This window comes from Mycobacterium sp. 852002-51152_SCH6134967, from assembly GCF_001667105.1.
Lineage (GTDB): Bacteria > Actinomycetota > Actinomycetes > Mycobacteriales > Mycobacteriaceae > Mycobacterium > Mycobacterium neumannii_A.
On the sequence record NZ_LZIK01000060.1, the window covers coordinates 39,454 to 62,548 of the forward strand.

Below are 23,095 nucleotides of genomic sequence, written 5' to 3' on the forward strand. Positions count from 1 at the left end.
CATCGGAGTCGGTGACGCCGGGCCATTATGCCTAGATCTGCTAGGGTACGACCTAGCAGTTCTAGGTATGGGAGCCGCTCGCGTGCACATCGACAAAGATCTTGTGGCCGCCTCCGCCACACCACTGGTGCTCGGCATCCTCGCCGACGGCGAGTCGTACGGATACGCGCTCATCAAGCGGGTCAACGAGCTGTCGGGCGGCCGAATGCAATGGACGGACGGCATGCTGTATCCGCTGTTGCACCGCCTGGAACGACAGGGCTACGTCTCGGCGGACTGGCGGGTGTCCGACGGCGGGCGTCGCCGCAAGCATTACGCGATCACCGCCGCCGGTCGAGAAGCGCTCGCCGAGCGACACCGGCAGTGGACGGTCGTCGCCGAGGCGTTGGACCGCGTGTGGAGCGGCATGTCCCCCGGCATGTCCCCGGGGTGGGTGTGATGCGGGCCGATACCGAACTCGAGTCGCAGATCGCCCGTTGGCGCGGCTATATCCAGCGGCACCGCGCGATCGCCGCAGCGGACGTCGACGAGATGGAAGACCACCTTCGCGAGCAGATCGCCGACCTGTCGTGCTCCGGGCTCGCCGACGACGAGGCCTTCCTCGTCGCGGTCAAGCGGATGGGCAATGTCGACGCGATCTCGCGTGAGTTCGCCCGCGAGCATTCCGACCGACTGTGGAAGCAACTGGTGCTCGCGTCTGAGAACACCGCCGACGGTCCGGCCCAACCCAGTCGGGAACTGCTCGTCGTCCTCGCGCTCGGGCTCAGTGCGGGCATCGCGGTCAGGGTCGGATTCGCTTTGCTCGGCGACGAGATCAGCTTCGGGCGCAACGCCGCGTTTTTGGTCTTCCCGTTTCCGGCAGCCTATTTCGCCTGGAAGCGCCGGCTGCGCTGGTGGCACTGGGCGTTACTCATGGCGCCCGCCGCGGTGCTGGCCGTCGCTGTCAACACGTATCCGTTCGGCGAAGACTTCTCGACGGACCCTGACACCGAGGTGCTGGCCGCTCTCCACACGCCGATCGTGCTCTGGCTGCTGGTCGGGCTGGCCTACGCCGGCGGTCGGTGGCGATCCCATTCGCGCCGAATGGATTTCATCCGGTTCACCGGTGAATTCGTCGTCTACCTCACGCTGCTCATGCTCGGCGGCGGTGCGCTGATGATGTTGACCGCCGGCGCCTTCGATGCCATCGGCTTGGATCTGGAGGATTTCGTCAGCATGTGGGCGCTGCCCATCCTCGTACCGCTGGCGGTGCTCGTAGCGGCGTGGCTGGTCGAGGCCAAGCAAAACGTCATCGAGAACATCGCACCGGTGCTCACGCGGGTGTTCACGCCGCTGACGATCATCATGCTGCTCGCGCTGCTGGTGGCATTCTCGGCGGCCGGCAGCGTCATCGGCGTGGACCGCAACTTGCTGATCCTGATGGATCTCATCCTGATCCTGGTACTCGGTTTGTTGCTGTATGCGATCTCCGCGCGCGATCCGCTTGCCCCGCCCGCTGCGTTCGACTGGCTCCAACTGGTTCTCGTGTTCAGCGCGCTGGCCGTCGACGCGCTGATGCTCATCGCGATGCTCATGCGCATCGTCGAGTTCGGCTACAGCCCGAACAAGGTCGCCGCGCTCGGGATGAACCTCGTGCTGCTGGTCAACCTCGTCTGGTCGGCGTGGCTGGTGCTCGGCTTTGTCCGGCGACGGCGACCGTTCGGCGACATCGAGCGCTGGCAGACCCGCTACATCCCGATTTACGGGGTGTGGGCCGCGTTCGTGGTGCTGGCACTGCCGCCGCTGTTCGGCTTCGTCTGACCCGGGGGCCTTGTGCGCTCTAACGGGTCATTTCCACGCACCACGTGCGTGCGATCCACCCGTTAAGGCCCGCAAGCTCAGGACAGGCGCAGCGGCGCCGGGCTCCACAACCCGCTGCGCGTCGCCGTGCCCAGGTCCAGGCGCGCCTCCGCGGCGTTCGGATACCACGGCGTGAGCTGCTGCAGCGAGCCCCAGTCCCGGAACCAGTCGTCGTCCAGATACGTCGGCACCGTCGTGGCCCGCACCAGCAGTTCGGTGATGCCGAGCGGCCCACCGCCGAGGTAGTCCATCACCGGCGAGTTCGCCTCGGCCCCGAACCGGTCGGGCAGGATCCGCCACTTGGGCACCTCGACGACGCCGTTCTGGTGGCCGAACGGCCGCTGGCAGGGGAACGCCAACCCGACCAGCCAGTCCAGTAGCACCGGATCCGACGACCCGACGACGTCCTGAAGCGTGCGCAGCTCGGGGATCCGCGGCGGCGTCACCGCGATCCAATGCTGCGGGTCGAGGTCCTCGTCGGAGGCCACCAGTCGGATCTGAGTGGCTTCGGGCGGTATCGCGGACAACGGCGCCCGCAGGTTGCGCCACGCGGGGGAGGCGCCGACGTCGGCGAACCCGATCCCACCCCCGGGCTCGTCGGCGGCGGCCTGCTCGTCGGTCGCCCACTGCACCGTGACCTCACCCGCGTCGAACCGGCCGGCCGCCGAGATGACCAGCAGCGGGCCGGCGGAGTCGCGGTCCGGCAGCCGGTACCACGCCGAGCGCAACTGCGCGGGCTGCTGCGTGCCGGAGCGCCAGCTGCCCATCACCGGGGTGGTGGCCGGATCGAGTTTGTAGGGCAGCCGGGCCCGTGAACCGTTGACACCGGCGGCGGCCGTCGTGCCGCCCTCGGTCCCACCGTTTCCAGCTTGGTCGTCTTCGTTGTCGGTATCGGCGAAGTTGCTCGAGGTGCCCTGCCCGCTCATCGTCTCGTCGGCGGAGACGTCACTGGGAATCCCGTTGGGGTTGAACCCCTGTGCGGTGCCTGCACTGAGCGCCTCACCGACGGGCGTGCCGATCGGCCTCAGCATGCCGACGTTGGGGTCCTCCTCGACGAGCACATCCTCGGCCATCCCACACGTTTTGCCGGTCAGCGCTTCGAGGTTGGATCGGCCGACGCTCCACGCCGGGTACTGGTCGATCATGGCCAGCGTCAGCGAGAGCACCTCGAACATCACCAGCAGCCATGTGGCGATGGCCAACGGCGCCTGCAGCATTCGTTGCCAGCGCCGCTGTGGCCCGGGTGGCGACGAGTCGCGCCCGGAGAAGTGGAACCACGCCGCGGCGATCAGGGTCAGCACGGCCAGCCCGAGCAGGATCGTCGAGAAGCCGAACTTCCACTCCGGCATGGCGTTCGACCACGGCACACCGAAGTTCGACACGTACCACCAGCCGTTGACGGTGGCGAACGACAGCGCCATCGCGAACAGGACCGCGGCGCCGAACACCGAGCGGTTGCGGCGCGAGCGCATCGCCGTGGCGGTGACGGCGACGGCGGCCAGTGCGCCCAACGAGCCGGCCAGCCCGGCGAACACCCCGAAGTGATGGGTCCACTTGGTCGGCGTGAACATCATGGCGAAAAATGAGATGACCGTGATGCCGATAATGCGGCGGCTGGGTCCCAACGCCGTGCCGGGAATCCTGAACTTGCGCAACGACATCGCGACCGCAACGGCCAGCGCCAGCAACAGTGTGAGCACCGCAAAGCGGCGCGCCACCGAACCGTCGGGACTCAGCGTGAACAACCGCTCGTAGCGGATGTGCTCGTCGAACCAGCTCAGGCTCGGCCCGACCGCCGACTTGAAGGTGCTTGCCTGCATCTCGGAGGCCAGCGTCTGGTCCCGGAAGATCAAGATGATCGTGACGGTGGCCGCGGCCAGGATCGGCGCCAGCAACGCCAGATAACCGAAGCGTGAGACATGCGCGGCGACAATGGTTTTCAGTGGTCCGACGGCGACCAGCAGCGCGCCCACGGCGGCGATGCCCGTCGGCCCGGAGAACAGCGTGAGCGCACCGATGATGATCGCGATCGCCACGGGCAGCAGCCTGCTGGTGGCCACACCCCGCTCGACCGAGCACCAGGTGAGAAGGATGCCGAGGGCGATGATCGGTTCGGGGCGAAGCCCGTTGTTCAACGGCAGCCAGAACGCCAGGAACAGACCCGCCGCCGTCCACGCCGCCGCAGGTGTCTTCTTCACGGCGTGGCCCAGCCGCGGGATCACCTCACGGCTGATGACCCACCAGCACGCCAGCGCCATCACCAGCGTCGGCAGGCGCATCCACACGCTGTGCGTGCTGACCTGGGCCCACAACGCCAGCAGGTCGTAGTACCAGCCGAACGGCGCCTCCGGCGTGCCGAACCACCGGTAGTAGTTCGCCATGTAGCCGGCGTGCTCGGAGACCCGCGCCATCGTCAGGATGTAGCCGTCGTCGGCGGTGTTGGCGCCGACGAAGTGCCACCACACCAGCACCGCGGTGACGACGCCGTCGAGCGGTCGCAGCGTCCACCACCGCGGCGGTAGGAACCGTCTGACGCCGCGGCCGTCGGCGATGTCGAGAAGATGAAGCGCGACCAGGGCGATGACGGTCATCGCCACCCCGATGATCATCGCCAGGGTCTTGAGCAGCGTCGGCGACGTGCTGTAGCGGGTGTCGAGCGTCGCGGAGAACTCCAGACCCGGGGGCGCCGGACCGCTGAGGTCGGTGAAGACGCCGACGATCTGCGGGCGGAAGTCGTAGCCGCCGCGTTCACCGCGCAGCGGTTCACCGGGGTCGTCGTTCGGGATCCGTCCCGGACCCTGGACGAGGCCGACGAACTCGCCGGTCACCTTGTCGGCGTGCGCGGTGAAGGTCAGCCGTTGGCACTGCGGGCTGAGCACCTGATCCAGCGGCGCGCTGACCACCGGGGTGTTTCGCACGATCACCAGCAGGTCGTCGTTGACCCGCTCGATGAGAAGGCCGCGGTCGATGGCCTTGGGTGCCTGTTTGGGCACGGTCGACAACAGCACGGTGCGGCCCTGGGCATCGGGACCGGCCAGCCCGGCCGCCGCGCGACACGGCACAGAGATCTCGAGGTCGGTCGCGACGTAGCCGATGAGTGGGGCGTCCACGCTGCGCAGCACGCCGTTCTGCGGCCAGTTCAGTTCGGCGGTGGTCTGCGTGACCGGCATCAACGGCGTCGCGATGGCCAGCAGTGCGCCGAGCAACCCCGCGACGATGGCGATGAGCCGCACCGTCCGATGGTTCGACCCGACACCGGCTTCACGGACCACGGGGTTCGATCTTAATTGGGCTTGCGGATCGCCAACACGAACGGGCCGATGCTGGAGACCTCGAAGCGGGGGTCGTCGAACAATGTCTCGTCCAGGGCGACGTGGTAGCGGCGCACATTGGGCTGGTTCGGATAGACGTCGGAGGCCAACCGCAACGTGTAGGTGTCAGCCGCACCTGAAGGGCCGCCGCGGCGCATCAGGAATACCGTCGGCGGCTCCCACGGCAGCGTGTCGAGTGCCTCGATGAACTGGTCGGCGTCGGTCAGCGTGGCCCAGCTCTCGATGGCCTCGGCACGCTTCTCGAACTGCGCGAGGGGGTTGGCGTAGTGCGAGGTCAAGCCCTGGAAGCCGTAGTAGGGGTAGTAGGACAAAAAGCTGTAGTCGGCGGTCAGCACGACGGTCTCGTCACGGGGACGACCGGTGACCTCCGTGATCCTGGCGTCGATCTCGCGGTAGTAGCGCTCGGCGCCGGGCGGTCGCCGGTCCGCGCGCTGACCGTAGCCGTCGGTATCGGTATAGGCGACGACGATGTCGGACCGCAGCACGTCGGGGATGTCCTGGCTGTAGGTGATGGCGCCGATGGCGCCCAGCGTGGCCGCCGCCGCGACGACACGTCGCGCGTTCTCGGGCCGCACCCGCGCCGCGACTGCACGGGTGACCTCGATGAAGCCGAAGGCGCCTGCCGCGGTGAGCAGCACGGTCAGCGTCGGATTCAGTCGGAAGGACAACAATGTGGTGCCCACCAGCGTGGTCAGCATCGACAGCAGCGACCAGGCGTAGACGGCGAGCACCGCGATCGCCAGAGCGCCGGCCCGGGTAGAGGACCGCGCACGCCAGACCAACCACAGCGTGCCGAGCATGCACAGCGCTCCCAGCAGTGTGAAGTGCAGCATCGGGAATTCCAGCTGCGCGCCGTCGGTCGGCAGATAGTGCTGTGCGGTTCCGGAGTCGGCGGGCTCGCCGGAGAACGCCGCCAGAAGGTACGGCGCCCAGCCGATCAGCGCGATGGCGCCCGAGATGACCGCGATGACCACCAGCCGTAGCAGCGGTTCGATGCGTCTGCGCGCGACGGCCAGAAGCACCCCCATGATCGCCAATGTGAATGCGGCGTAGGCGAACAGCAGCGTGTAGAACAGCGCGGCGCCGCCGAGGAAGAGGCCGGTGCCGATGACGGCGGGCCAGCCGGCTCGCGTCCTCCCGCCCGCCACCCCATCCGGGTCGCCCCCGCGCAGACCCGACCAGGCGAGCACGAACACCGGCGGCAGCAGAACGCAGATGATGGCGGCGTAGGGCTCGGCCGGAGAGTATGCGAGCGTGGCTGCGGCGGTGGCGGTGGTCACGATGAGCGCGTACTCGAAGCGAATCATGGCCGCCCACAACACGAACGCCACCGCGATCGCGGCGGTGATCGACATGATCGCCCACGGTTTGAACATCTCCCACGCCGGAGTTCCGGTCAGCGCGGCCAGGCGGCCCCCGATCCAGAACCAGCCCGGCGGATAGAACGGCGGCAGACCCATGTAGGTCATATCGCGCAGCGCGGCGCTGTCGGCGAGCCGGGTGAGGTACTCGGTGCGGAACTGCTGATCGACCGAGATGCCGTACAGATAGAGCCTCGTTGCACCGAGCGGCATCGCCAGCGTCACCACCGAGAACGCTGACAGGAACAGCGTCGCCGCCACCTTCGCAAGCAGCTGCCGGCCGCGCCGCCAGACCCACCCGCTCGCCAACAACCCCGCCAGACAGGCGAACTGGCCCACCGTGGTCAGCGCGTGCAGCTGATTGGACGAGTTGTAGGCGGGCCACTCCACGCGCGCGATCGCGGCCAGCGAGACCACCGCGACGGCCATCGCCATCGCGGCGGCCGCCACCATCTGGCCGGCGACCTTGATCGGCAGGGCCCGCGCGCCGCCGCGCATCAGATGGGTAGCTTGCGGAAGATCGGCCGCGGGATGTGGCGTAACACCATCATCACGTACCGGAACGCTCCCGGCGCCCATACCAGTTCCTTGCCTTTGGCTGCCGCCGTGACGGCCAGTTCGGCGACGGCTTCCTTATCGACGGTGAACGGCGCTTCCTTCGCGCCGGTGGCCTTCCAGTGCTCGATGGTGGTCGTGGTGCGGACCTGACCGGGCCGGATCACCAGCACCCGAACTCCGTGCTCGCGCAACGCCTCTCCGAGACCAAGGTAGAAGCCGTCCAAGCCGGCCTTGGTCGACCCGTACACGAAGTTGGACCGCCGCACCCGCTCACCGGCCGCTGAACTCATCGCGATGATCTGCCCGAAGCCCTGGGCGCGCATCTTCTCGCCGATCAGCACGCCGACCGAAACCGCTGCGGTGTAGTTGATCTGGGCGACCTGCACGGCCTTGGACTGGTTCTGCCACAGCTCTTCAGCGTCGCCGAGCAGCCCGAAGGCCACGATCGCGACGTCGACATCACCGCCGCCCCAGGCCTTGTCGATCACGGCGCGATGTCCGGCGGTGTCAGTGCCGTCGAAGTCGATCCATTCGACGGACTTGGCCCCCGCGGCCGTCATCGCCGCGATCGCCTCGTCCTTGCGGGGGTGATTCGGCAGGTCCGCAAGGATGATGCGGGCATGCGCGTTGCGCAGGTAGCGCTCGCAGATCGCCAGCCCGATCTCCGATGTCCCGCCGAGCAGCAGGATGGACTGGGGGTTACCTACAGCGTCGAGAACCATCTACAGGAGCTCCAAGCGTCGTGCCATGTCGGATGCGAAGACGCCGTTCGGGTCGGCCTTGCGGCGCACGGCGATCCATTCGTCGATCCTCGGATACATCTTGTGGAACCGCTCCGCACTGACCCGGGAGTCTTTCGCGGTGTACACACGGCCGCCGAACTCCATGACCCGCTCGTCGAGCTCGTTGAGGAATTCGTTGATACCGGGCTTGTTCGGGAAGTCCATCGCTACGTTCCATCCCGCTATCGGAAAGCTCAGCGGCGCGCGGTTACCGGGCCCGAACAGTTTGAACACGTTCAGCGCCGAATAATGCCCGCGGGTCTGGATCCAGCGGATGATGGCCTTGAACTCCTCGAGCGCATCGGGCGGAACCAGGAACTGGTGCTGCGCGAAACCCGCTGGACCGTAAGCGTTGTTCCACCCGCTGACCAGATCCAGCATGTGGTAGAACTGCGACAGGTTCATGATCTTGCCGGTGTAGGTGCCGCCGAGTCGGTAGTACACCTCGCCGATCGCCATGAACGAGACCTTGTTCATGGCGCTGACGGGGAAAATATCAGGCACCGAAAGCAGTTGCGGTGCATCGAACTTCAGCGGATTCTTAGCCAGCTTCGGGGGCAGCTGATCGAGCGTCGCGAGGCTGCCGCGGCTGATCGCGGCCCTCCCGAGCTTCGGCGGCGGACTGATCAGGTCGAACCACGCGCTGGAGTAGGTGTAGCGGTCCTCGCTGCCGTCGAGGTGAACGGCGACGGTCTCATCCAAATCGCTGGTGGACACACCGTCGGCGATGAAGTACGCGGTTTCCGTGCGCGTCATCGCGATTCGGGCGCGCACCACGATCCCGGTGAGGCCGTTACCGCCGACCGTCGCCCAGAACAGTTCGGCGTCCGGCCCGTCGGGGGTGAGGGTGCGAATCTCGCCGTCGGCCATCAGCAGGTCCATCGACAGCACGTGATTGCCGAAGCTGCCTGCACTGTGGTGGTTCTTGCCGTGGATGTCGGAGGCGATCGCCCCGCCGACGGTGACCTGCCGCGTGCCCGGCAGCACCGGTACCCACAGCCCGAACGGCAGCGCGGCCTTCATCAGCTGGTCGAGGCTGACGCCCGCATCGATGTCGGCGACGGCTGTCTCGGCGCTGATCGAGTGGACCTTGTGCAGCGCGGTCATGTCCACGACCAGGCCACCGCCGTTGCATGCCTGATCGCCGTAGGAGCGACCCAGGCCGCGGGCGAGGACGCCCCGGTGCAGGAACGACGGGCTGGATGCGCTGCGGTCGGCGGCCTCGCGGACCGCGCCGGCGATCACGTCGATGTCCGGCGTGCTCAGCACCTGAGCGACCGACGGTGCCGTGCGGCCGAAGCCGGTCAAGGCACGCGAGGTCGTCGGTAAGTTCTCGGACATCGTGACGAGGGTACCGTGCGGACAGCCGGCGCCATGACCGCTGGATATCGCGCGGCCGGCAGCGGTGTCGCGTCAGCGTAGCCGGAAGATGACCGCACGCTGGACGACGAAATTGATCACCGTCGCCGTGCCCTGGGCGATGACGAACGCGACCGGCACCCGCCACGGTTTGTCGTCCCACGCCACGTACAGAACGTAGTTGATGCCGACCTGCGCGGCGTAGGTCACCGCATAGAGCGCACACACCGCGATGAACCGCGCGGTGCTCGGCGGCGCCTGAAAGGTCCACCGGCGGTTGATCAGATACGCCGTGGTGGTGCCCGCGATGAAGCTGAGCGTCTTGGCCACGTTGACGTGCAGACCGGCGGCGAGCAGGGCGACGTACAGGCCGAAGTCGACGATCGCCGAGAAACCGCCGGTGACGATGAACCGCCAGATCTGGGTGCCCAGGCTCAGGGTCGGCTGCATCGGGGGCTCGGCCACCCGGGCAGCTTACGCGGGATGTGCAGCCGTCGCGTCGCTAGGTTTCAGGTGTGCAGACCCGGTCCGGTGCGGAGATCGTCGTCGACGGCGACGTCGTCTACAAGCTGCACCGGCCGGGTACCAACCCGCGGGCACTGACGGTCCGACTCGGCATCGCTGCGAGCTCGGATTGCCTGCTCTCGCCGCTATCAACGCTTCCCGAGCCGGTCGCAGCGCGGTGGCGCACTCGATGGCCGCGCGTGCAACCCCTTGCCCCGCAACCAGAGTCGGTGCCGTGGTCAGAAGCCGGACAGCTGTTGGCCAGCCTGCACCGGGAGCCATGGTCGTCTCGAGTGCCCCCGCACGGCTGGCCGCGACGGCTGCGGCGCGCGGTTGACGTGCTGCGCTCCGACGGCGATCCGACGGTGCGACGGGCCGCGGCCGCCCTGCCCGACGCGGTGTGGCGGCCCGGCTCACCGGACCGTCCGCACACGTTGGTGCACGGTGACTGGCATCTGGGCCAACTGGCGCGCCCGCACGCAGATTCGCCATGGGTCCTTCTCGACGTCGACGACCTGGGTGCCGGCGATCCGGCGTGGGACCTGGCTCGACCGGCCGGATTCTGGGCGGCGGGACTGATCCCGGACGCCGACTGGCAAAGCTTCGTCGACGCCTACCGCGCCGCCGGCGGCCCCGCGCTGCCCGACGCAGACCCGTGGCCGGTGCTCGACGCGTTCGCGCGCGCGGCCGTGGTGCAGGCGGCGGCCCACCACCCTGACGAACTGTTGGTGGCGGCCTGCGCGCGGATGGGCTGAAGTTGGGTGGCTAGCTGGAGAAGAACAGCCGGCCGAACCCCTGCTTGCGGTAGTACTTGTTGCCGCGATGGCCCCAGCCCGGACCGTATCCGTATCCCGGCTGGGCAGGCGGCGGAGGCGGTGCGGCCTGCACGAACCGGTTCTCCATCTGAGTCAGCGACTCGAGCTCACCGAAGTCGAGGAAGATGCCGCGACAGGTGTCGCACTGTTCCAAGTGGATGCCGTTGCGTTCGTAGGTCCGCATCGAGCCCGCACACTTCGGGCAGGTCAGCGTGCCCGTCGGTGCGGACGGCGTGGAGGACGGCGGCTGATATGGCGGGATGCTCATATCCGCATAACGGCCGTAAGCGACGCCTGAGTTCCGCGGCGAGGAAGCTACACCCAATAGGCGACACGGCCGCGGTACTGCCGCATGGCGAACGCCGCGAAGGTCCAGCCGACCACGGTCAGCACGATCACCACTACCCAGTGGCGCAGTTCCTGGTCGGCGCCGAGCAGCGGGGCCCGCACGATGTCGAGATAGTGCAGCAGCGGATTGAGCTCGACGACCTTGGTGTACTGCTCGGCACCCTGCTGTCGCAGGGTGGACTCGTTCCAGATGATCGGGGTCATGAAGAACAGCAGCTGCACCAGGCTGACCAGCAGCGGGCTGATGTCGCGGTAGCGGGTGGCCAGGATGCCGAAGCACAACGCCACCCAGATGCAGTTGAGCACGATCAGACCCAGCGCGGGGATGACCGCCAGGTCCGTCCACTTCCACGGCTTGGGATAGATCATCGCGATGATCACGAAGATGATCATGTTGTGGGCGAACAGAATCATCTGTCGCCACACCAGCCGGTAGACGTGCACCGACAGCGGTGTCGGCAGCTGTTTGATCAACCCCTCGTTGGCGACGAACACGTCGGCGCCCTCCAGGATCGCCGCGTTGATCAGGTTCCACACGATCAGACCGAGGGTGACGTACGGAAGATGTTCGGAGAGCTCGAGTTTGAACAGTTTCGAGTAGAGCAGACCCATGGCGACCGCGGTGGCACCGGTGGCGATCGTGATCCAGAACGGGCCGAGAACCGAGCGGCGGTAGCGCTGTTTGATGTCCTGCCAGCCGAGATGCAACCACAGTTCGTGCTTCCCGAAGCCCTCAACCAGGTCGCCCCAGGCCCGGCGCATGGTCTTCGACTGCGCAGCGGCGTCGGTGAACGTCACGGCTGAAGCCTCCCGAACCTCTCCTTGCGGCCCATGCGCCGCAACCGGATCCACTCCATCAACCCGGCGGGGTCGCGGCGCGACACCAGAAAGAACCAACCGAAGCGCGCCCACTCCTGCAACTGCAGACGACGCAGCCCCGGCTGGGACAACAGATATCCGCGGTTGCGGTAGGTATAGAAACGCTTGGCAGCGTTTTCCGGAAACTGCGTGTGCATTCTGCCGCCGAGGATCGGTTTGAACTCGTCACCGCCCTGCGGATGCAGGTACACCGCGTCGAGGCAGGTGCCGAACGGTAACCCGGAGCGCACCAGCCTGCGGTGTATTTCGGTCTCGTCGCCCCGGACGAACAGGCGCAGATCAGGCACGCCCGTCGCCTCCAGCGTCGTCGCGGCGAACAGCGCGCCGTTGAACAGTGATGCGATGCCCGGCAACAGATCTGAACCGGATCCGGTGCGTAACTCGTCGACACGGCGACGCCACACTAGTCCACGACGCAGGGGAAAGGCCAGCCGCCCGGGATCGTCCATATCGCAGACCATCGGCGACACCTCGGCAAGTCCGTGGCGGGCGGCGCATTCGATCAGCGTGCCCAGCACCTCCGAGTCGGCCGGGCGGCCGTCGTCGTCGGCCAACCACACCCAGTCCGCGCCGAGCGCCAGAGCATGCAGTATGCCCAACGCGAAACCGCCCGCGCCGCCGAGGTTCCGGCGTGATCCGAGGTAGGTGGTGGGGATGGGTTGTCCGGCAACCAGTTCGGCGACGCGGGAATCGTCGTCGTTGTCGACGACGATCAGGTGGTCGGGCGCGCGGGTCTGGGCCGACACCGACTCCAGTGACTTCGCCAGGTCGTCGGGACGACGATGGGTGACCACCACCGCGCAGATGACGGAGCTGGTTGGCTCCTCGGGCAAGCCCTCGTCGGCCGTCATCCCTGTCGCGTCTCTTCGAGCACTTCCCGGACATGCCGGGCGGCGTCCTCGCCTTCATAGGCACGCACGACGTCCTCGATGCCGCCGGTCATCTTGATCGTGCCGTGGTCGATCCACATCGCGGTGTTGCACAGCCGGGCCAGAAACTCGTTGGAGTGGCTGGCGAACACCAGGATCCCGGAGCGCGCGACGAGTTCGGCCAACCGGGTCTGCGCCTTCTTCAGGAACTCGGCGTCCACCGCGCCGATACCCTCGTCGAGCAGCAGGATCTCGGGGTCGATGCTGGTCACCACGCCCATCGCCAGACGCACGCGCATACCGGTCGAGTAGGTGCGCAACGGCATCGACAGGTAGTCCCCGAGCTCGGTGAACTCGGCGATCTCGTCGATCTTGGCCGTCATCTGCTTGCGCGTCTGTCCCAGGAACAGGCCGCGGATGATGATGTTCTCGAAGCCGGAGATCTCCGGGTCCATCCCGACGCCGAGGTCGAACACCGGCGCCACCCGGCCGCTCACGGTCGCCACCCCCCGGGTGGGCTCGTAGATACCCGACAGCAGGCGCAGCAGCGTCGACTTGCCCGCACCGTTGTGCCCCACCAGACCCACCCGGTCGCCGAGTTCCAGCGACATGGTGATGTCCCGCAGCGCCTCGATGACCACGACGTTGGAGTCGTTGCGGCCGATCGCGCCGCCGGCCTTACCGAGGAACGCCTTCTTCAGCGAGCGTGACTTCGCATCGAAGATCGGGAACTCCACCCACGCGTTGCGGGTCTCGATATGTGGGACCAACGCATGCCCCTACAGGTACTGCCCGGTCCCCGGATGCGACGGACCGCCGCCGCGCATCGCCACTCCCGGTGGCAGCGCGCCTTGGCCCCGCATCTGCTCCAGCTGCTGCCGTGCCGCCATCTGCTGGGCGAACAGCGCGGTCTGGATGCCGTGGAACAGGCCCTCCAGCCAGCCCACCAGCTGGGCCTGCGCGATACGCAGCTCGGCATCCGAGGGTACGGCCTCTTCGGTGAACGGCAGCGTGAGCCGCTCGAGCTCGTCGCGCAGCTCGGGGGCCAGGCCGTCTTCGAGTTCGGTGATGCTCGTGCGGTGGATCTCCCGGAGCCGGTTGCGGCTGGCCTCGTCGAGCGGAGCTGCGCGCACCTCCTCGAGGAGCTGCTTGATCATGGTGCCGATCCGCATCACCTTCGCCGGTTGCTCGACGAGGTCGGTCAGCGACCTGCCGTCCTTTTCCTCGTCGGTCTCGGCTCCGGTGTCGGCTCTGCTGATGATCTCGATGTTGTCGTCGTCGGTCATACTCCCTGCGTTCCCTCTAATCTCCACGGCATTCGTCGCGCAAGCCTCGCGATGCCCTCGACCGCGAACCAACTAGCGACACTAGTCGGGTCGTGCACGGGACGGTCCGCACGCTGCGCACAGGCGAACCCCGGTCGGTGACCGCAAACCGGTCGCTCAAACAACTTCGGCAATCCAGCAAACGGTTCATCGGCGGCCACCATGGCGAATAACCAGGCGGGTTAACTTGAGGCCGCGTTCTGGCGATGTGGCAGACGTGACCAGCAACGACAACGGGTTTAGCACTCCGAATGCCAAGGTCACTGGACTAGTATGGCTGCCCAGCAGACCCAGTCCGACATGGCGGGTCGGGCCGAGTATCGGCCAGAATCGTGTGGGTTCGCGAACTCACGGACGCTCGAAGGTGGGCTGGCATGGCATACGACGTCGCCCGGGTGCGTGGTTTGCACCCGTCTCTGGGCGACGGGTGGGTGCGTTTCGACGCCGGGCACGGCATGTTGTTGCCCGACACCGTCGGCCGAGCTGTGTCCACGGCGTTCCGCGGGTCGATGGCCACCCCGGTCGGTCCGCACCCCTCGGCGCAGCGCAGCGCCGCAGTGCTGGAGGCCGCGCGGCTGGCCGTGGCCGATCTGGTCAACGCCGATCCCCGCGGTGTGGTTCTGGGCGCTGACCGGGCGATCCTGCTGACCTCGCTGGCGGACGCGTCGTCGTCGCGTGTCGGCCTCGGCTACGAAGTGGTGGTCACCCGTCTGGATGACGAGGCGAACATCGCGCCATGGCTGCGCGCCGCGAATCGCTATGGCGCCAAGGTGAAGTGGGCCGAGGTCGACATCGAGACCGGCGAACTGCCCAGCTGGCAATGGGAGAGCCTGGTCACCAAGCCGACCCGCTTGGTCGCAATCACTTCTGCCTCTTCGACTTTGGGTACCGTGACCGACCTGCGCGCGGTGACGAAACTGGCACACGATCAGGGCGCACTGGTGGTCGTCGACCACTCCGCGGCCGCGCCCTACCAGTTGATCGACATCGACGAGATCGACGCGGACGTGGTGGCGGTCAACGCATTGGCGTGGGGCGGTCCGCCCATCGGAGCCCTGGTCTTTCGCGATCCGGCGCTCATCGGCTCCTTCGGTTCGGTATCGCTGGATCCGGACGCACGCGGAGCGGCGCGGCTCGAAGTCGGTGCGCACCAGTTCGGTCTGCTGGCCGGAGTGGTGGCCAGCATCGAGTACCTTGCCTCCCTGGACGAGAACGCGCGCGGTACGCGCCGCGAACGCCTCGCGATCTCGATGCACTCCGCGAACGCCTATATGAGCCGGCTTTTCGACTATCTGCTGATCTCGCTGCGGTCGCTGTCGACGGTGATGGTCATCGGTGCGCCCGAATCGCGAATCCCCGTACTCAGTTTCGCGGTCAACGGCGTGCCCGCGGAGCGGGTGGTTCAGCGCCTGGCCGACAACGGCATCCTGGCGATATCGAATGCGAGTTCGCGCGTGCTGGACGTGATCGGCGTCAACGACATCGGCGGCGCGGTGACGGTGGGACTGGCGCACTACACCACCACCGCCGAGGTCGATCAGCTGGTGCGCGCGCTCGCTTCGCTGGGCTGACGGCAGCGCTAATCCGTTACGCGCAGAAGCACTTTCCCCGACACCTCGCCCGACTGCAGCAGCTCATGCGCCGCCCCGGCTTCCTGCACCGGGTACTCGGCACCGATGATCGGACCAACCTCACCGCGCTCGATCATCGGCCACACGTTGGCCACCACCTCGGCGACGACGTCGCTCTTGCTCCCCTTGCCGCTCACCGGGCGCGCGCGAAGAGCGGTGGCGATGACGCCCGCGCGCTTGCCGAGCAGCTTGCCGATGTTGAGTTCGGCCTTCACACCGCCCTGCATCCCGATGATCACCACTCGCCCGTCGTTGGCGAGCGCATCGATGTTGCGGTCGAGGTAGGCCGCGCCCATGATGTCGAGGATCACGTCGGCGCCGCCCTCGGCCCTGACGCGTTCGACGAAGTCCTCGTCGCGGTAGTTGATCGTCACCTCGGCCCCGAGTTCGGCGCACAGGTCCAGCTTGTGGGCCGACCCGGCGGTCACCGCCACGCGGCAGCCGAGCGCGCGGGCCACCTGGATCGCGTGGGTGCCGATGCCGCTGGCACCCCCGTGGATGAGGACGAGCTGGCCCGCCGTCAAGCCCACGGTCATCACCAGGTTCGACCACACGGTGCAGGCCACCTCGGGTAAACCGGCTGCTTCGTGCAGCGACACGGAGTCCGGAACCGCCATCACCTGCCCGGCCGGCACGGCCACATACTCGGCGTAGCCCCCGCCCGCCAGCAACGCGCAGACCTGTTGTCCGACCGCCCAATCGGAAGTCTTTTCGCCGACCGCCGCGACCGTTCCCGAGACTTCGAGGCCGAGGATTTCACTGGCGCCCGGCGGCGGCGGGTATTTGCCCACGGCCTGCAAAAGGTCGGCCCGATTGATGCCGGCAGAGGCGACCTTGATCAGAATTTCGCCCTCGTCCGGCGTGATGTCGGGAACCTCTTGCCAGGTCAATCGACCCTCCGGGCCGGCGACGATTGCATGCATCCGGATAACGCTACTAGCCTGCGTCGACAGTCTCACGAATTAGTCGCCAGCAATGTGATGGCCGTTTACTATGACCGCATGGAGGGGATTATTGCGGGTCGTACCGCGGGGGATATGCCGGGGCTGGACATCGCGGAGCAGCGGTCCTGGCAAAATTTTTTGGATGCCGCGCTCCGGCTGTATGCGACCTTGAATCGGTCGCTGGTGGATAAGCATCATCTGACGCTCAACGACGTCAGGTTGCTCGACATCCTGGATAAGTCACCGACGGGATCGGCCCGCATGGGCGATCTCGCCGAGGGCTTGATGTCGTTGCCGAGCCGGGTCACCCGGCAGATCCGTCGCCTGGAGATGCAGGGCCTGGTGCGCCGGGGGGCCAGCCCCGACGACGGCCGTGGTGTGCTCGCCAGCATCACCGACGACGGGCGGACTGCGGTACGCGACGCGATGGTCACCTACGGCGAGAGCGTGCGGGCGCACTTTCTCGACCGGCTGTCGCGGCCCCAGGTCGCGGCGATCGGTGAGAACTGCAGGCGGATCAGCGTCGGACTCAAGAACGGGTCGATGAACGCCAAGCTCGGCCGCGTCTGAGGGGATTCCCCGTCGCGACGGTGTGAGCCGCCCCGTACTCTTGTCGGCGGTGGCGTGGCAGAGCGGCCTAATGCACTCGCCTTGAAAGCGAGAGACGGCTAACACCGTCCGGGGGTTCAAATCCCTCCGCCACCGCTCATGACATGCGGTGCGCGATGCGCGCCAACACCCGCACGCCCGAATCGATCTGGGACTCAGTGAGGTTGGCGTAGCCGAGGAGCAGGCCCGGTGGCGCCGATGCCGGGTCGGCGTAGCACGGTGCGAGCGGTTCGACCCGCACGCGCCGTTCGGCGGCCAGCCGTACGAGGTCGTCGATCGGGAATCGGTCGGGGAAGCGCACCGTCAGGTGGACACCGGCCGCGGCGCCGAGGACGGTCGCTTGCGGTAGGTGTCGGCCCAGGGCCCCCAGCAGAGCATTGCGGCGGGTCAGGTATCGGCGACGCATCTGGCGCAGATGCCTGTCGTATCCGCCCGATCCCAGCAACTGCGCGAACGCCAACTGGTCCATCACCGAACTTCCGGTGTCCGCAAGACCTTTGGCCACTTTGACCGGGCCGACGAGATGTGCGGGCAGCACCATCCAGCCGATGCGAAGACCGGGCGCCAGGGTCTTGCTGGTCGAGCCGACGTAGACGACGCGGTCGGGTGCGATTCCCTGCAACGCGCCGACGGGTGCCCGGTCGTAGCGGTATTCGGCGTCGTAGTCGTCCTCGATCACCAGATGGCCGGCTCGGACCCAGTCCGTCAGCTCAGTGCGCCGCAGGGCCGAAAGGACGACCCCGGTCGGGGACTGGTGCGCGGGGGTGGCCAGCACTGCGTCGGCACCGCTGGCCGCCAGCGCGCCGACATCGAGCCCGTCTTCGTCGACCGGAACAGGAACCGGTTCGATACCGTTGTTACGCAGCACCATTCGGTGCAGCCAGAATCCGGGGTCCTCCATGGCCAGTGAGGATGTCGGCAATGACCGCGCGAGCAACGCGATGGCCTGTGTCGCTCCGGAGCACAGCACGATGTGTTGCGGTTCGGCGAGCACACCGCGGACGCGTCGCAGATAGTCGGCCACCGCAACGCGCGTGGTGAACAGCCCCTGAGGCGCCACGTAACCGAATGCATCCGCGCCGATCTCGGCCAGGCCCTGCTTCAGCGCCCGCAGCCAAGCGTCGCGAGGGAAGCTGTGCAGATCCGGCGACCCCGGCAGGAAGTCGATGTCGTAGCGAGCCGTCGGCCCGGCCTCACCGCGGGAAGGCCGGTCGACGGTGTCCACCGTGGCGACCACGGTGCCCGACCCGTGCCTGCTGTGCAGGAACCCTTCGGCGACGAGTTGACTGTAGGCATCGACCACGAGCCGACGGGACACTCCCAGGTCGGTGGCGAGCAGGCGACTGGACGGCAGGCGGGTGCCCGGCGTGAGGCGGCCCGTCCGGATGGCCGTCCGCAACCCGTCAGCCAGTTGGCGGTGCAGCGGATCGTTGGCGTCGCGGTCGAGTTCCAGCAGCAGCTCCGGACCCGAAGTGGTACCCGATCTCGCTGTCAAAGTGGTGCCTATCTTGAGGCCAGTGGCGAACTAGCGTGACCGTATGACATCGACACCGACGCGCACAAGGGCGGGGTTTGTCGAGGTGACGCTCATCGTCTTCGGGCTCTACGCCTTGTCCGTGGGGCTGTTCATGATGTTCGCCCCCGGCGCGTTCTTCGACACGCTCGGCAACTTCGGTACGCGCAACGACCACTTCATCTTCGACGTCGCCACGTTCGAAGTGCCGCAGGGGCTCATGCTGCTCGCCGCGGTACGGTGGACGCGGTGGCGCACTCCGGCCCTGGCATTCGCGACGCTGCACTGGGCGCTGCACTCGCTCAGCCACATCATCGACCCGCACCACGGTGCGGGTGACTGGATCGGGTGGCTGGAGGCCGGCGGTCTGGTGTTCACCACCGTGATCCTGGCGATCGCGTTGCGCGCCAGCGTCATCGCCGATAGGAGGCCGTGATGCGAGTACTTGTTGCCGGCGCGACGAGCGTGCCCGGTGTCCCGCTGCTGCGTGAACTCCGCGCCCGAGGCCACGAGGTCGTCGGGCTGACGCGGTCGCCGAACAGGACGGGCGCGATCACGGCTGCGGGGGCCAGGCCCGTGGTCGCCGACGTGTTCGACGGCGACGATATCGACAAAGCGGTCGCCGATATCGGTCCGGAGGTGGTGGTTTCGCTGTTGACTACGCTGCCGAAGCGGGGACCGATGCGGGTCAGCGACTTTGAGCCCGCAAGAAAACTGTGGGGGACCGGTGCGGCGAACCTGCTGGCCGCGGCGCAGCGGGCCGGCGTCCGACGCGTCGTCGCCGGATCCGTGATGTTTGCCTACGGCTATCCGACGACCGGTCCGGCGTTGCTGGACGAGAGCGATCCCTACCCCGGACCGGCCCCGCGTGGCGGAGAGGCGATGCTGGCCGCGCTGCGCGGGATGGAGCAGAAGGTCCTGGCTTCACGTAGACACAGTGACACCGAGGGAATCGTGTTGCGCTACGGCGCTTTCTACGGCCCGGGTGTGCCGCACGACGAGTTGTTCGCGCGGATGGCGCGATTCCGCCTGGCGCTGGACATGGGTGGTAACGGCATCGTGTCCTGGATCCACATCGACGACGTCGCGAGGGCCACTGCGGCCGCGCTCGACCACGGACGGGGCGGCGAGATCTACAACATCGTCGACGACCGGCCGCAGTCGTTCAACGGCTACATCCGGGAGCTGGGCGAGAAGCTCGGGCGGCCTCGACAGCTGCGAATCCCGCGTGCGGCGGTCAAACTCGCCGCGCCCTACGGCGTCACCGCGTTCGGGGATACCTGGCTTCCGCTGTCGAACGCCAAGGCCAGGACCGAACTCGGTTGGACCCCGGTTCCCCGCCGCTGACTCCTCGGCCCTGACTCACCCGTACCCGAGCGCGGCGTTCTCGGCCCGGATGCGGACGTTGAGCACCAGGGCGTTGGCGGCGGTGAAGACGACCGCGGTCAGCCACGCCGAGTGGACCAGCGGCAGGGCCGCGACCTCGACCACCACCGCGGTGTAGTTCGGGTGGTGCAGCCACCGATACGGGCCGCGGTGCACGAGCGGCGTTCCCGGGATCACGATGAGCCGGGGGTTCCACCGTCTGCCCAACACCGCGACGCACCACCACCGCAGCGCGGTGCTCGCGCATACGATGGCCACCATCGGCCATCCCAGCAGGGGGATGAACGGTCTGTGCAGGACCGCTACCTCGGTGACACACGACGCGAGCAGCAGCGTGTGCATGCCGACCATCACCGGATAGTGGCCCTGGCCGAATTCCTTGCCGCCGTTGGCAAGAGACCACCGCGTGTTGCGCCGTGACACCACCAACTCGACCAGTCGTTCCAGTCCGATCGCGAGGATGAACAGGTAGTACACCATGTCGGTTCCTCACCACTTCAGCAGGAGCAGCTCGAAGCTGAAGCCCGGACCCATCGCCAGCAACACACCGAACGATCCTGGGGCGGGTGGCGATGCGAGCGTGCGGTGCAGTACATCGAGCACCGACGCCGACGAGAAGTTCCCGTTCTCCCGCATCGAGTTTCGGCTGTGAATGTTGGCTTCCGGCGGCAGGCCGATCGCGTTGTCGATCGCATCCAGCACCTTCGGACCGCCGGGATGGCAGATCCACGCGGCGATGTCGCCCACCTCAAGGCCGTGGTCACCGAGGAACCCAGTGACCTCTTCCTCGAGGTAGTTCGCCGCCATGTGCGGGACCTCACGAGACATCACCAGCCCGAAGCCATTTGAGCTGACATTCCACCCCATGACGTCGACCGTGTCCGGAAACAGCCGGCTCCTGGTCGCAAGCAGCGCGGGCGCGTGCGCGATCGTCGGAGGAATGCGGTCTGCGCCCGAGACCACGACCGCCGCCGCGCCGTCGCCGAACAGGCAGGCACCTATCAGCGCGGGGATCGACGTGTCGTTGCGTTGCAACGTGAGCGAGCACAGTTCGACGGACAGCAGGACCGCGATGTCGGAGGGAAAGCCCCTCAGGTAGTCGTGCACGCGTGACATGCCGGCTGCGCCTGCGACACAACCCAATCCGAACAACGGAATCCGCTTGACGTCTGGTCGCAACCCGATCCGGGATGCCACCCGAGCGTCGACGGTGGGCACAGCGACGCCGGTGCTCGACACGAACACGATGGCGTCGACTTCATCCGGTGCGACGTGTGCCGCCTCGAGCGCGGACCGCACGGCCCGCTCCCCGAGGTCGACAGCCACCTCGATGTAGACGTTGTTCGCCTCGGTGAAGCCCGACAACTTCGGGTAGCGAGACAGCGAAAGCGAGAGACTGCGGCTCTGCACACCACTGCTCTGCGCGAACCGGAGGAACTCCGGGCCGCCGATGCCGGTGAGCATCGAAGCGACGTCACTTTGTACGTAGCGATTCGAGGTGAACGCCACCGCGGTGCCCTCGATTCGGGGTGCACTGATTCGTTGGATCGCGCCGCGATCGAGCGACGCGAAATCTGTTGTATCTGTCATGTCGTGCAGAACGCCGCTGCGGCCAGAAATGGTGCCCAAGGTGACGCATCGCACAGCGATGTCGCTGAAATCTATTGCGCTAGAAGGGATTCAGTACTACCGATTCCTGAAAGTGAGCCGGGAACGCGGTGGGAATGTGCTGGGAATCAACGCTATTCGCCGGTGAACTTCGGCGGGCGCTTCTCGAACATCGCGGTCACCGCCTCACCCAGATCCTTCGATGGCAGAAACGCCGAATTCCACGCGGCCACATAGCGCAAGCTCTCCGACACCCGGGCGATGCGCTGCTGATCGAGCACGTCCTTGATGCCGTGAACCGTCAGCGGCGGGTTGGCGGCAATCTCGGCGGCTGTGGCGTGCGCCGCTGCAAGCGAGGCGTCGGCGTCGTCGTAGACGTCGTTGACCAAACCGATCTTCTCGGCGCGGGCGGCGTCGATGTCCTTGCCCGTCAGCGTCAGTTCGCGAAGGTGCCCGTCGGACAGGATCAGCGGGAGCCGCGCCAGCGAGCCCACGTCGGCGACGATCGCCAGCTTGACCTCGCGGACGGAGAACTTTGCGTCGGCGCTGGCGTAGCGGATGTCCACGGCGCTGATCAGGTCCACGCCGCCGCCGATGCACCAGCCGTGCACCGAGGCGATGGTGGGGGTGCGGCAGTCGGCGACCGCGTTGATCGCGCCCTGCATCTTCGTCAGCGTGGTGTGGAATCCGAGGCGGCCCTTGGCGCCGGCATCGCGGCCGGGCATGGTGGCGCCCATCGCGGCCAGGTCGAGCCCGTAGCTGAAGTTGCGGCCCGAGCCGGTCAGCACGATCGCGCGCACCTCCGGATCGGCGTCGAGCGTGCCGAACACCTCGGGCAACTCGGCCCAGAACGCCGGGCCCATGGCGTTGCCCTTGCCTGGCCCGATCAGCGTCACCCGCGCGACGTGATCGGAGATGTCAACGGTGACGGATTCGTAGGTCTCGCCCATGGGGCAACACGCTAGTTCGTCACGGTGGCGGCTTGCCCAGGAGCACCTCGTTCACGGTGGCGCTGGGCAGGAACTGGCAGGCGGCGTCGACCAGCATCTGGCCGATGCCCTCCCCGTCGGGGCCGAGCGGGTTGCCCTCCTGGTTGAGGATCTCGCGGATCACCGCGACCTGGGTCGCCTCGTCGAGCCCGTTGTACTCCGAGCACTGCATGGACAACGCGTTCGGCGGCGCGGGGACGACCGGGACGTCGGTGTTGCGTGTGGGCAGCGGTATGTCGGGAAGCCCGATGTCGGGCAGCCCCGGAATCGACGGCGACGTCGGCCGCGCCGGGGAAGTCAACGGCGGCCCCGGCTCGGTGGTCATCGCGACGGAGCCCTCCGTGGTGCGCTGGCATCCCGTCGCGACCCCGACGAGAACCAGCGCCACTGTCGCCACTCGCACGTGCGTTTTCATCACGGCAACGATATGCCCATCGGCGACGT

At 67.3% G+C, this 23,095-nt stretch carries 23 protein-coding genes and 1 tRNA gene; 8 read left to right on the plus strand and 16 right to left on the minus strand.

Annotated elements, in window-relative coordinates; all coding sequences use genetic code 11:
- Positions 1–82 precede the first annotated feature (82 nt).
- A complete protein-coding gene (locus A5790_RS17090) occupies positions 83–439 on the plus strand; it encodes a PadR family transcriptional regulator (RefSeq protein WP_066847143.1) in 357 nt (118 codons plus the stop codon).
- The gene (locus A5790_RS17095) at positions 439–1,800 is read left to right on the plus strand and encodes a permease prefix domain 1-containing protein (protein ID WP_066847146.1); all 1,362 of its coding nucleotides are present in this window, start codon (positions 439–441) and stop codon (positions 1,798–1,800) included. The genes A5790_RS17090 and A5790_RS17095 overlap by 1 nt, the downstream gene beginning before the upstream one ends.
- Positions 1,801–1,877: 77 nt before the next feature.
- On the opposite strand, the gene A5790_RS17100 is transcribed toward A5790_RS17095, so the two are convergent.
- The 5 genes from A5790_RS17100 to A5790_RS17120 form a co-directional block, all read right to left on the minus strand.
- A complete protein-coding gene (locus tag A5790_RS17100; RefSeq protein WP_066846705.1) occupies positions 1,878–5,111 on the minus strand; it encodes an arabinosyltransferase domain-containing protein in 3,234 nt (1,077 codons plus the stop codon).
- Positions 5,112–5,122: 11 nt separating this feature from the next.
- Entirely contained in the window at positions 5,123–7,030 is a 1,908-nt protein-coding gene (locus A5790_RS17105; protein WP_066846707.1) for a galactan 5-O-arabinofuranosyltransferase, read from the minus strand.
- The gene (locus A5790_RS17110; protein ID WP_066846709.1) at positions 7,030–7,812 is read right to left on the minus strand and encodes a decaprenylphospho-beta-D-erythro-pentofuranosid-2-ulose 2-reductase; all 783 of its coding nucleotides are present in this window, start codon (positions 7,810–7,812) and stop codon (positions 7,030–7,032) included. Before A5790_RS17110 ends, A5790_RS17105 begins: the two co-directional genes overlap by 1 nt.
- Positions 7,813–9,213, minus strand: a complete 1,401-nt coding sequence (locus A5790_RS17115; RefSeq protein ID WP_066846711.1) for an FAD-binding oxidoreductase — start codon at positions 9,211–9,213, stop codon at positions 7,813–7,815.
- Between the two features lie 72 nt (positions 9,214–9,285).
- On the minus strand, positions 9,286–9,681 hold the full coding sequence (locus A5790_RS17120; RefSeq protein ID WP_066847148.1) for a GtrA family protein: 396 nt from the start codon (positions 9,679–9,681) through the stop codon (positions 9,286–9,288).
- 65 nt (positions 9,682–9,746) lie between these two features.
- Between A5790_RS17120 and A5790_RS17125 the strand changes: the two genes are divergently transcribed.
- Complete coding sequence (locus A5790_RS17125) at positions 9,747–10,490, plus strand: phosphotransferase family protein (protein ID WP_066846713.1); 744 nt, start codon at positions 9,747–9,749, stop codon at positions 10,488–10,490.
- A gap of 10 nt (positions 10,491–10,500) precedes the next feature.
- Here A5790_RS17125 and A5790_RS17130 read toward each other — a convergent pair whose 3' ends face one another.
- Genes A5790_RS17130 through A5790_RS17150 form a run of 5 tightly spaced genes read right to left on the minus strand, consistent with a single transcriptional unit; the run spans position 10,501 to position 13,932 of the window.
- On the minus strand, positions 10,501–10,818 hold the full coding sequence (locus A5790_RS17130; RefSeq protein ID WP_064394864.1) for a zf-TFIIB domain-containing protein: 318 nt from the start codon (positions 10,816–10,818) through the stop codon (positions 10,501–10,503).
- Positions 10,819–10,865: 47 nt separating this feature from the next.
- Positions 10,866–11,696: an ABC transporter permease gene (locus A5790_RS17135; RefSeq protein WP_066846723.1), complete on the minus strand. Its 831-nt coding sequence runs from the start codon at positions 11,694–11,696 to the stop codon at positions 10,866–10,868.
- Complete coding sequence (locus A5790_RS17140; protein ID WP_066846726.1) at positions 11,693–12,628, minus strand: glycosyltransferase; 936 nt, start codon at positions 12,626–12,628, stop codon at positions 11,693–11,695. The genes A5790_RS17135 and A5790_RS17140 overlap by 4 nt, the downstream gene beginning before the upstream one ends.
- The gene (locus tag A5790_RS17145; RefSeq protein WP_066846730.1) at positions 12,625–13,416 is read right to left on the minus strand and encodes an ABC transporter ATP-binding protein; all 792 of its coding nucleotides are present in this window, start codon (positions 13,414–13,416) and stop codon (positions 12,625–12,627) included. Before A5790_RS17145 ends, A5790_RS17140 begins: the two co-directional genes overlap by 4 nt.
- A 9-nt stretch (positions 13,417–13,425) precedes the next feature.
- Positions 13,426–13,932: a bacterial proteasome activator family protein gene (locus A5790_RS17150; protein ID WP_066846733.1), complete on the minus strand. Its 507-nt coding sequence runs from the start codon at positions 13,930–13,932 to the stop codon at positions 13,426–13,428.
- Positions 13,933–14,345: 413 nt separating this feature from the next.
- Here A5790_RS17150 and A5790_RS17155 point away from each other — a divergent pair, with 413 nt between their 5' ends.
- On the plus strand, positions 14,346–15,542 hold the full coding sequence (locus A5790_RS17155; protein ID WP_066846736.1) for a cysteine desulfurase-like protein: 1,197 nt from the start codon (positions 14,346–14,348) through the stop codon (positions 15,540–15,542).
- An 8-nt stretch (positions 15,543–15,550) separates the two neighbouring features.
- Here A5790_RS17155 and A5790_RS17160 read toward each other — a convergent pair whose 3' ends face one another.
- A complete protein-coding gene (locus A5790_RS17160; protein WP_066846747.1) occupies positions 15,551–16,525 on the minus strand; it encodes an NAD(P)H-quinone oxidoreductase in 975 nt (324 codons plus the stop codon).
- Between the two features lie 78 nt (positions 16,526–16,603).
- Between A5790_RS17160 and A5790_RS17165 the strand changes: the two genes are divergently transcribed.
- The gene (locus A5790_RS17165) at positions 16,604–17,116 is read left to right on the plus strand and encodes a MarR family winged helix-turn-helix transcriptional regulator (protein WP_066847150.1); all 513 of its coding nucleotides are present in this window, start codon (positions 16,604–16,606) and stop codon (positions 17,114–17,116) included.
- 48 nt (positions 17,117–17,164) lie between these two features.
- Positions 17,165–17,251, plus strand: a tRNA-Ser gene (locus tag A5790_RS17170).
- A gap of 1 nt (position 17,252) precedes the next feature.
- On the opposite strand, the gene A5790_RS17175 is transcribed toward A5790_RS17170, so the two are convergent.
- Entirely contained in the window at positions 17,253–18,650 is a 1,398-nt protein-coding gene (locus A5790_RS17175; RefSeq protein ID WP_231987820.1) for a PLP-dependent aminotransferase family protein, read from the minus strand.
- A gap of 43 nt (positions 18,651–18,693) precedes the next feature.
- Between A5790_RS17175 and A5790_RS17180 the strand changes: the two genes are divergently transcribed.
- Together A5790_RS17180 and A5790_RS17185 are read left to right on the plus strand one after the other, a co-directional pair.
- Entirely contained in the window at positions 18,694–19,104 is a 411-nt protein-coding gene (locus A5790_RS17180) for a hypothetical protein (protein ID WP_066846750.1), read from the plus strand.
- Positions 19,104–20,015, plus strand: coding sequence for an NAD(P)-dependent oxidoreductase (locus tag A5790_RS17185; protein ID WP_066846753.1), 912 nt, complete (start codon positions 19,104–19,106; stop codon positions 20,013–20,015). The genes A5790_RS17180 and A5790_RS17185 overlap by 1 nt, the downstream gene beginning before the upstream one ends.
- A 15-nt stretch (positions 20,016–20,030) precedes the next feature.
- Here the strand turns inward: A5790_RS17185 and A5790_RS17190 are convergent, their stop codons facing one another.
- From A5790_RS17190 to A5790_RS17205, 4 genes are all read right to left on the minus strand, one after another.
- Positions 20,031–20,531: an isoprenylcysteine carboxyl methyltransferase family protein gene (locus A5790_RS17190; protein ID WP_066847154.1), complete on the minus strand. Its 501-nt coding sequence runs from the start codon at positions 20,529–20,531 to the stop codon at positions 20,031–20,033.
- 12 nt (positions 20,532–20,543) lie between these two features.
- A complete protein-coding gene (locus A5790_RS17195; RefSeq protein WP_197696815.1) occupies positions 20,544–21,644 on the minus strand; it encodes a type III polyketide synthase in 1,101 nt (366 codons plus the stop codon).
- Positions 21,645–21,796: 152 nt separating this feature from the next.
- A complete protein-coding gene (locus A5790_RS17200) occupies positions 21,797–22,612 on the minus strand; it encodes a crotonase/enoyl-CoA hydratase family protein (RefSeq protein ID WP_064425871.1) in 816 nt (271 codons plus the stop codon).
- 19 nt (positions 22,613–22,631) lie between these two features.
- Positions 22,632–23,066: a hypothetical protein gene (locus tag A5790_RS17205; RefSeq protein ID WP_066847167.1), complete on the minus strand. Its 435-nt coding sequence runs from the start codon at positions 23,064–23,066 to the stop codon at positions 22,632–22,634.
- Positions 23,067–23,095 lie beyond the last annotated feature (29 nt).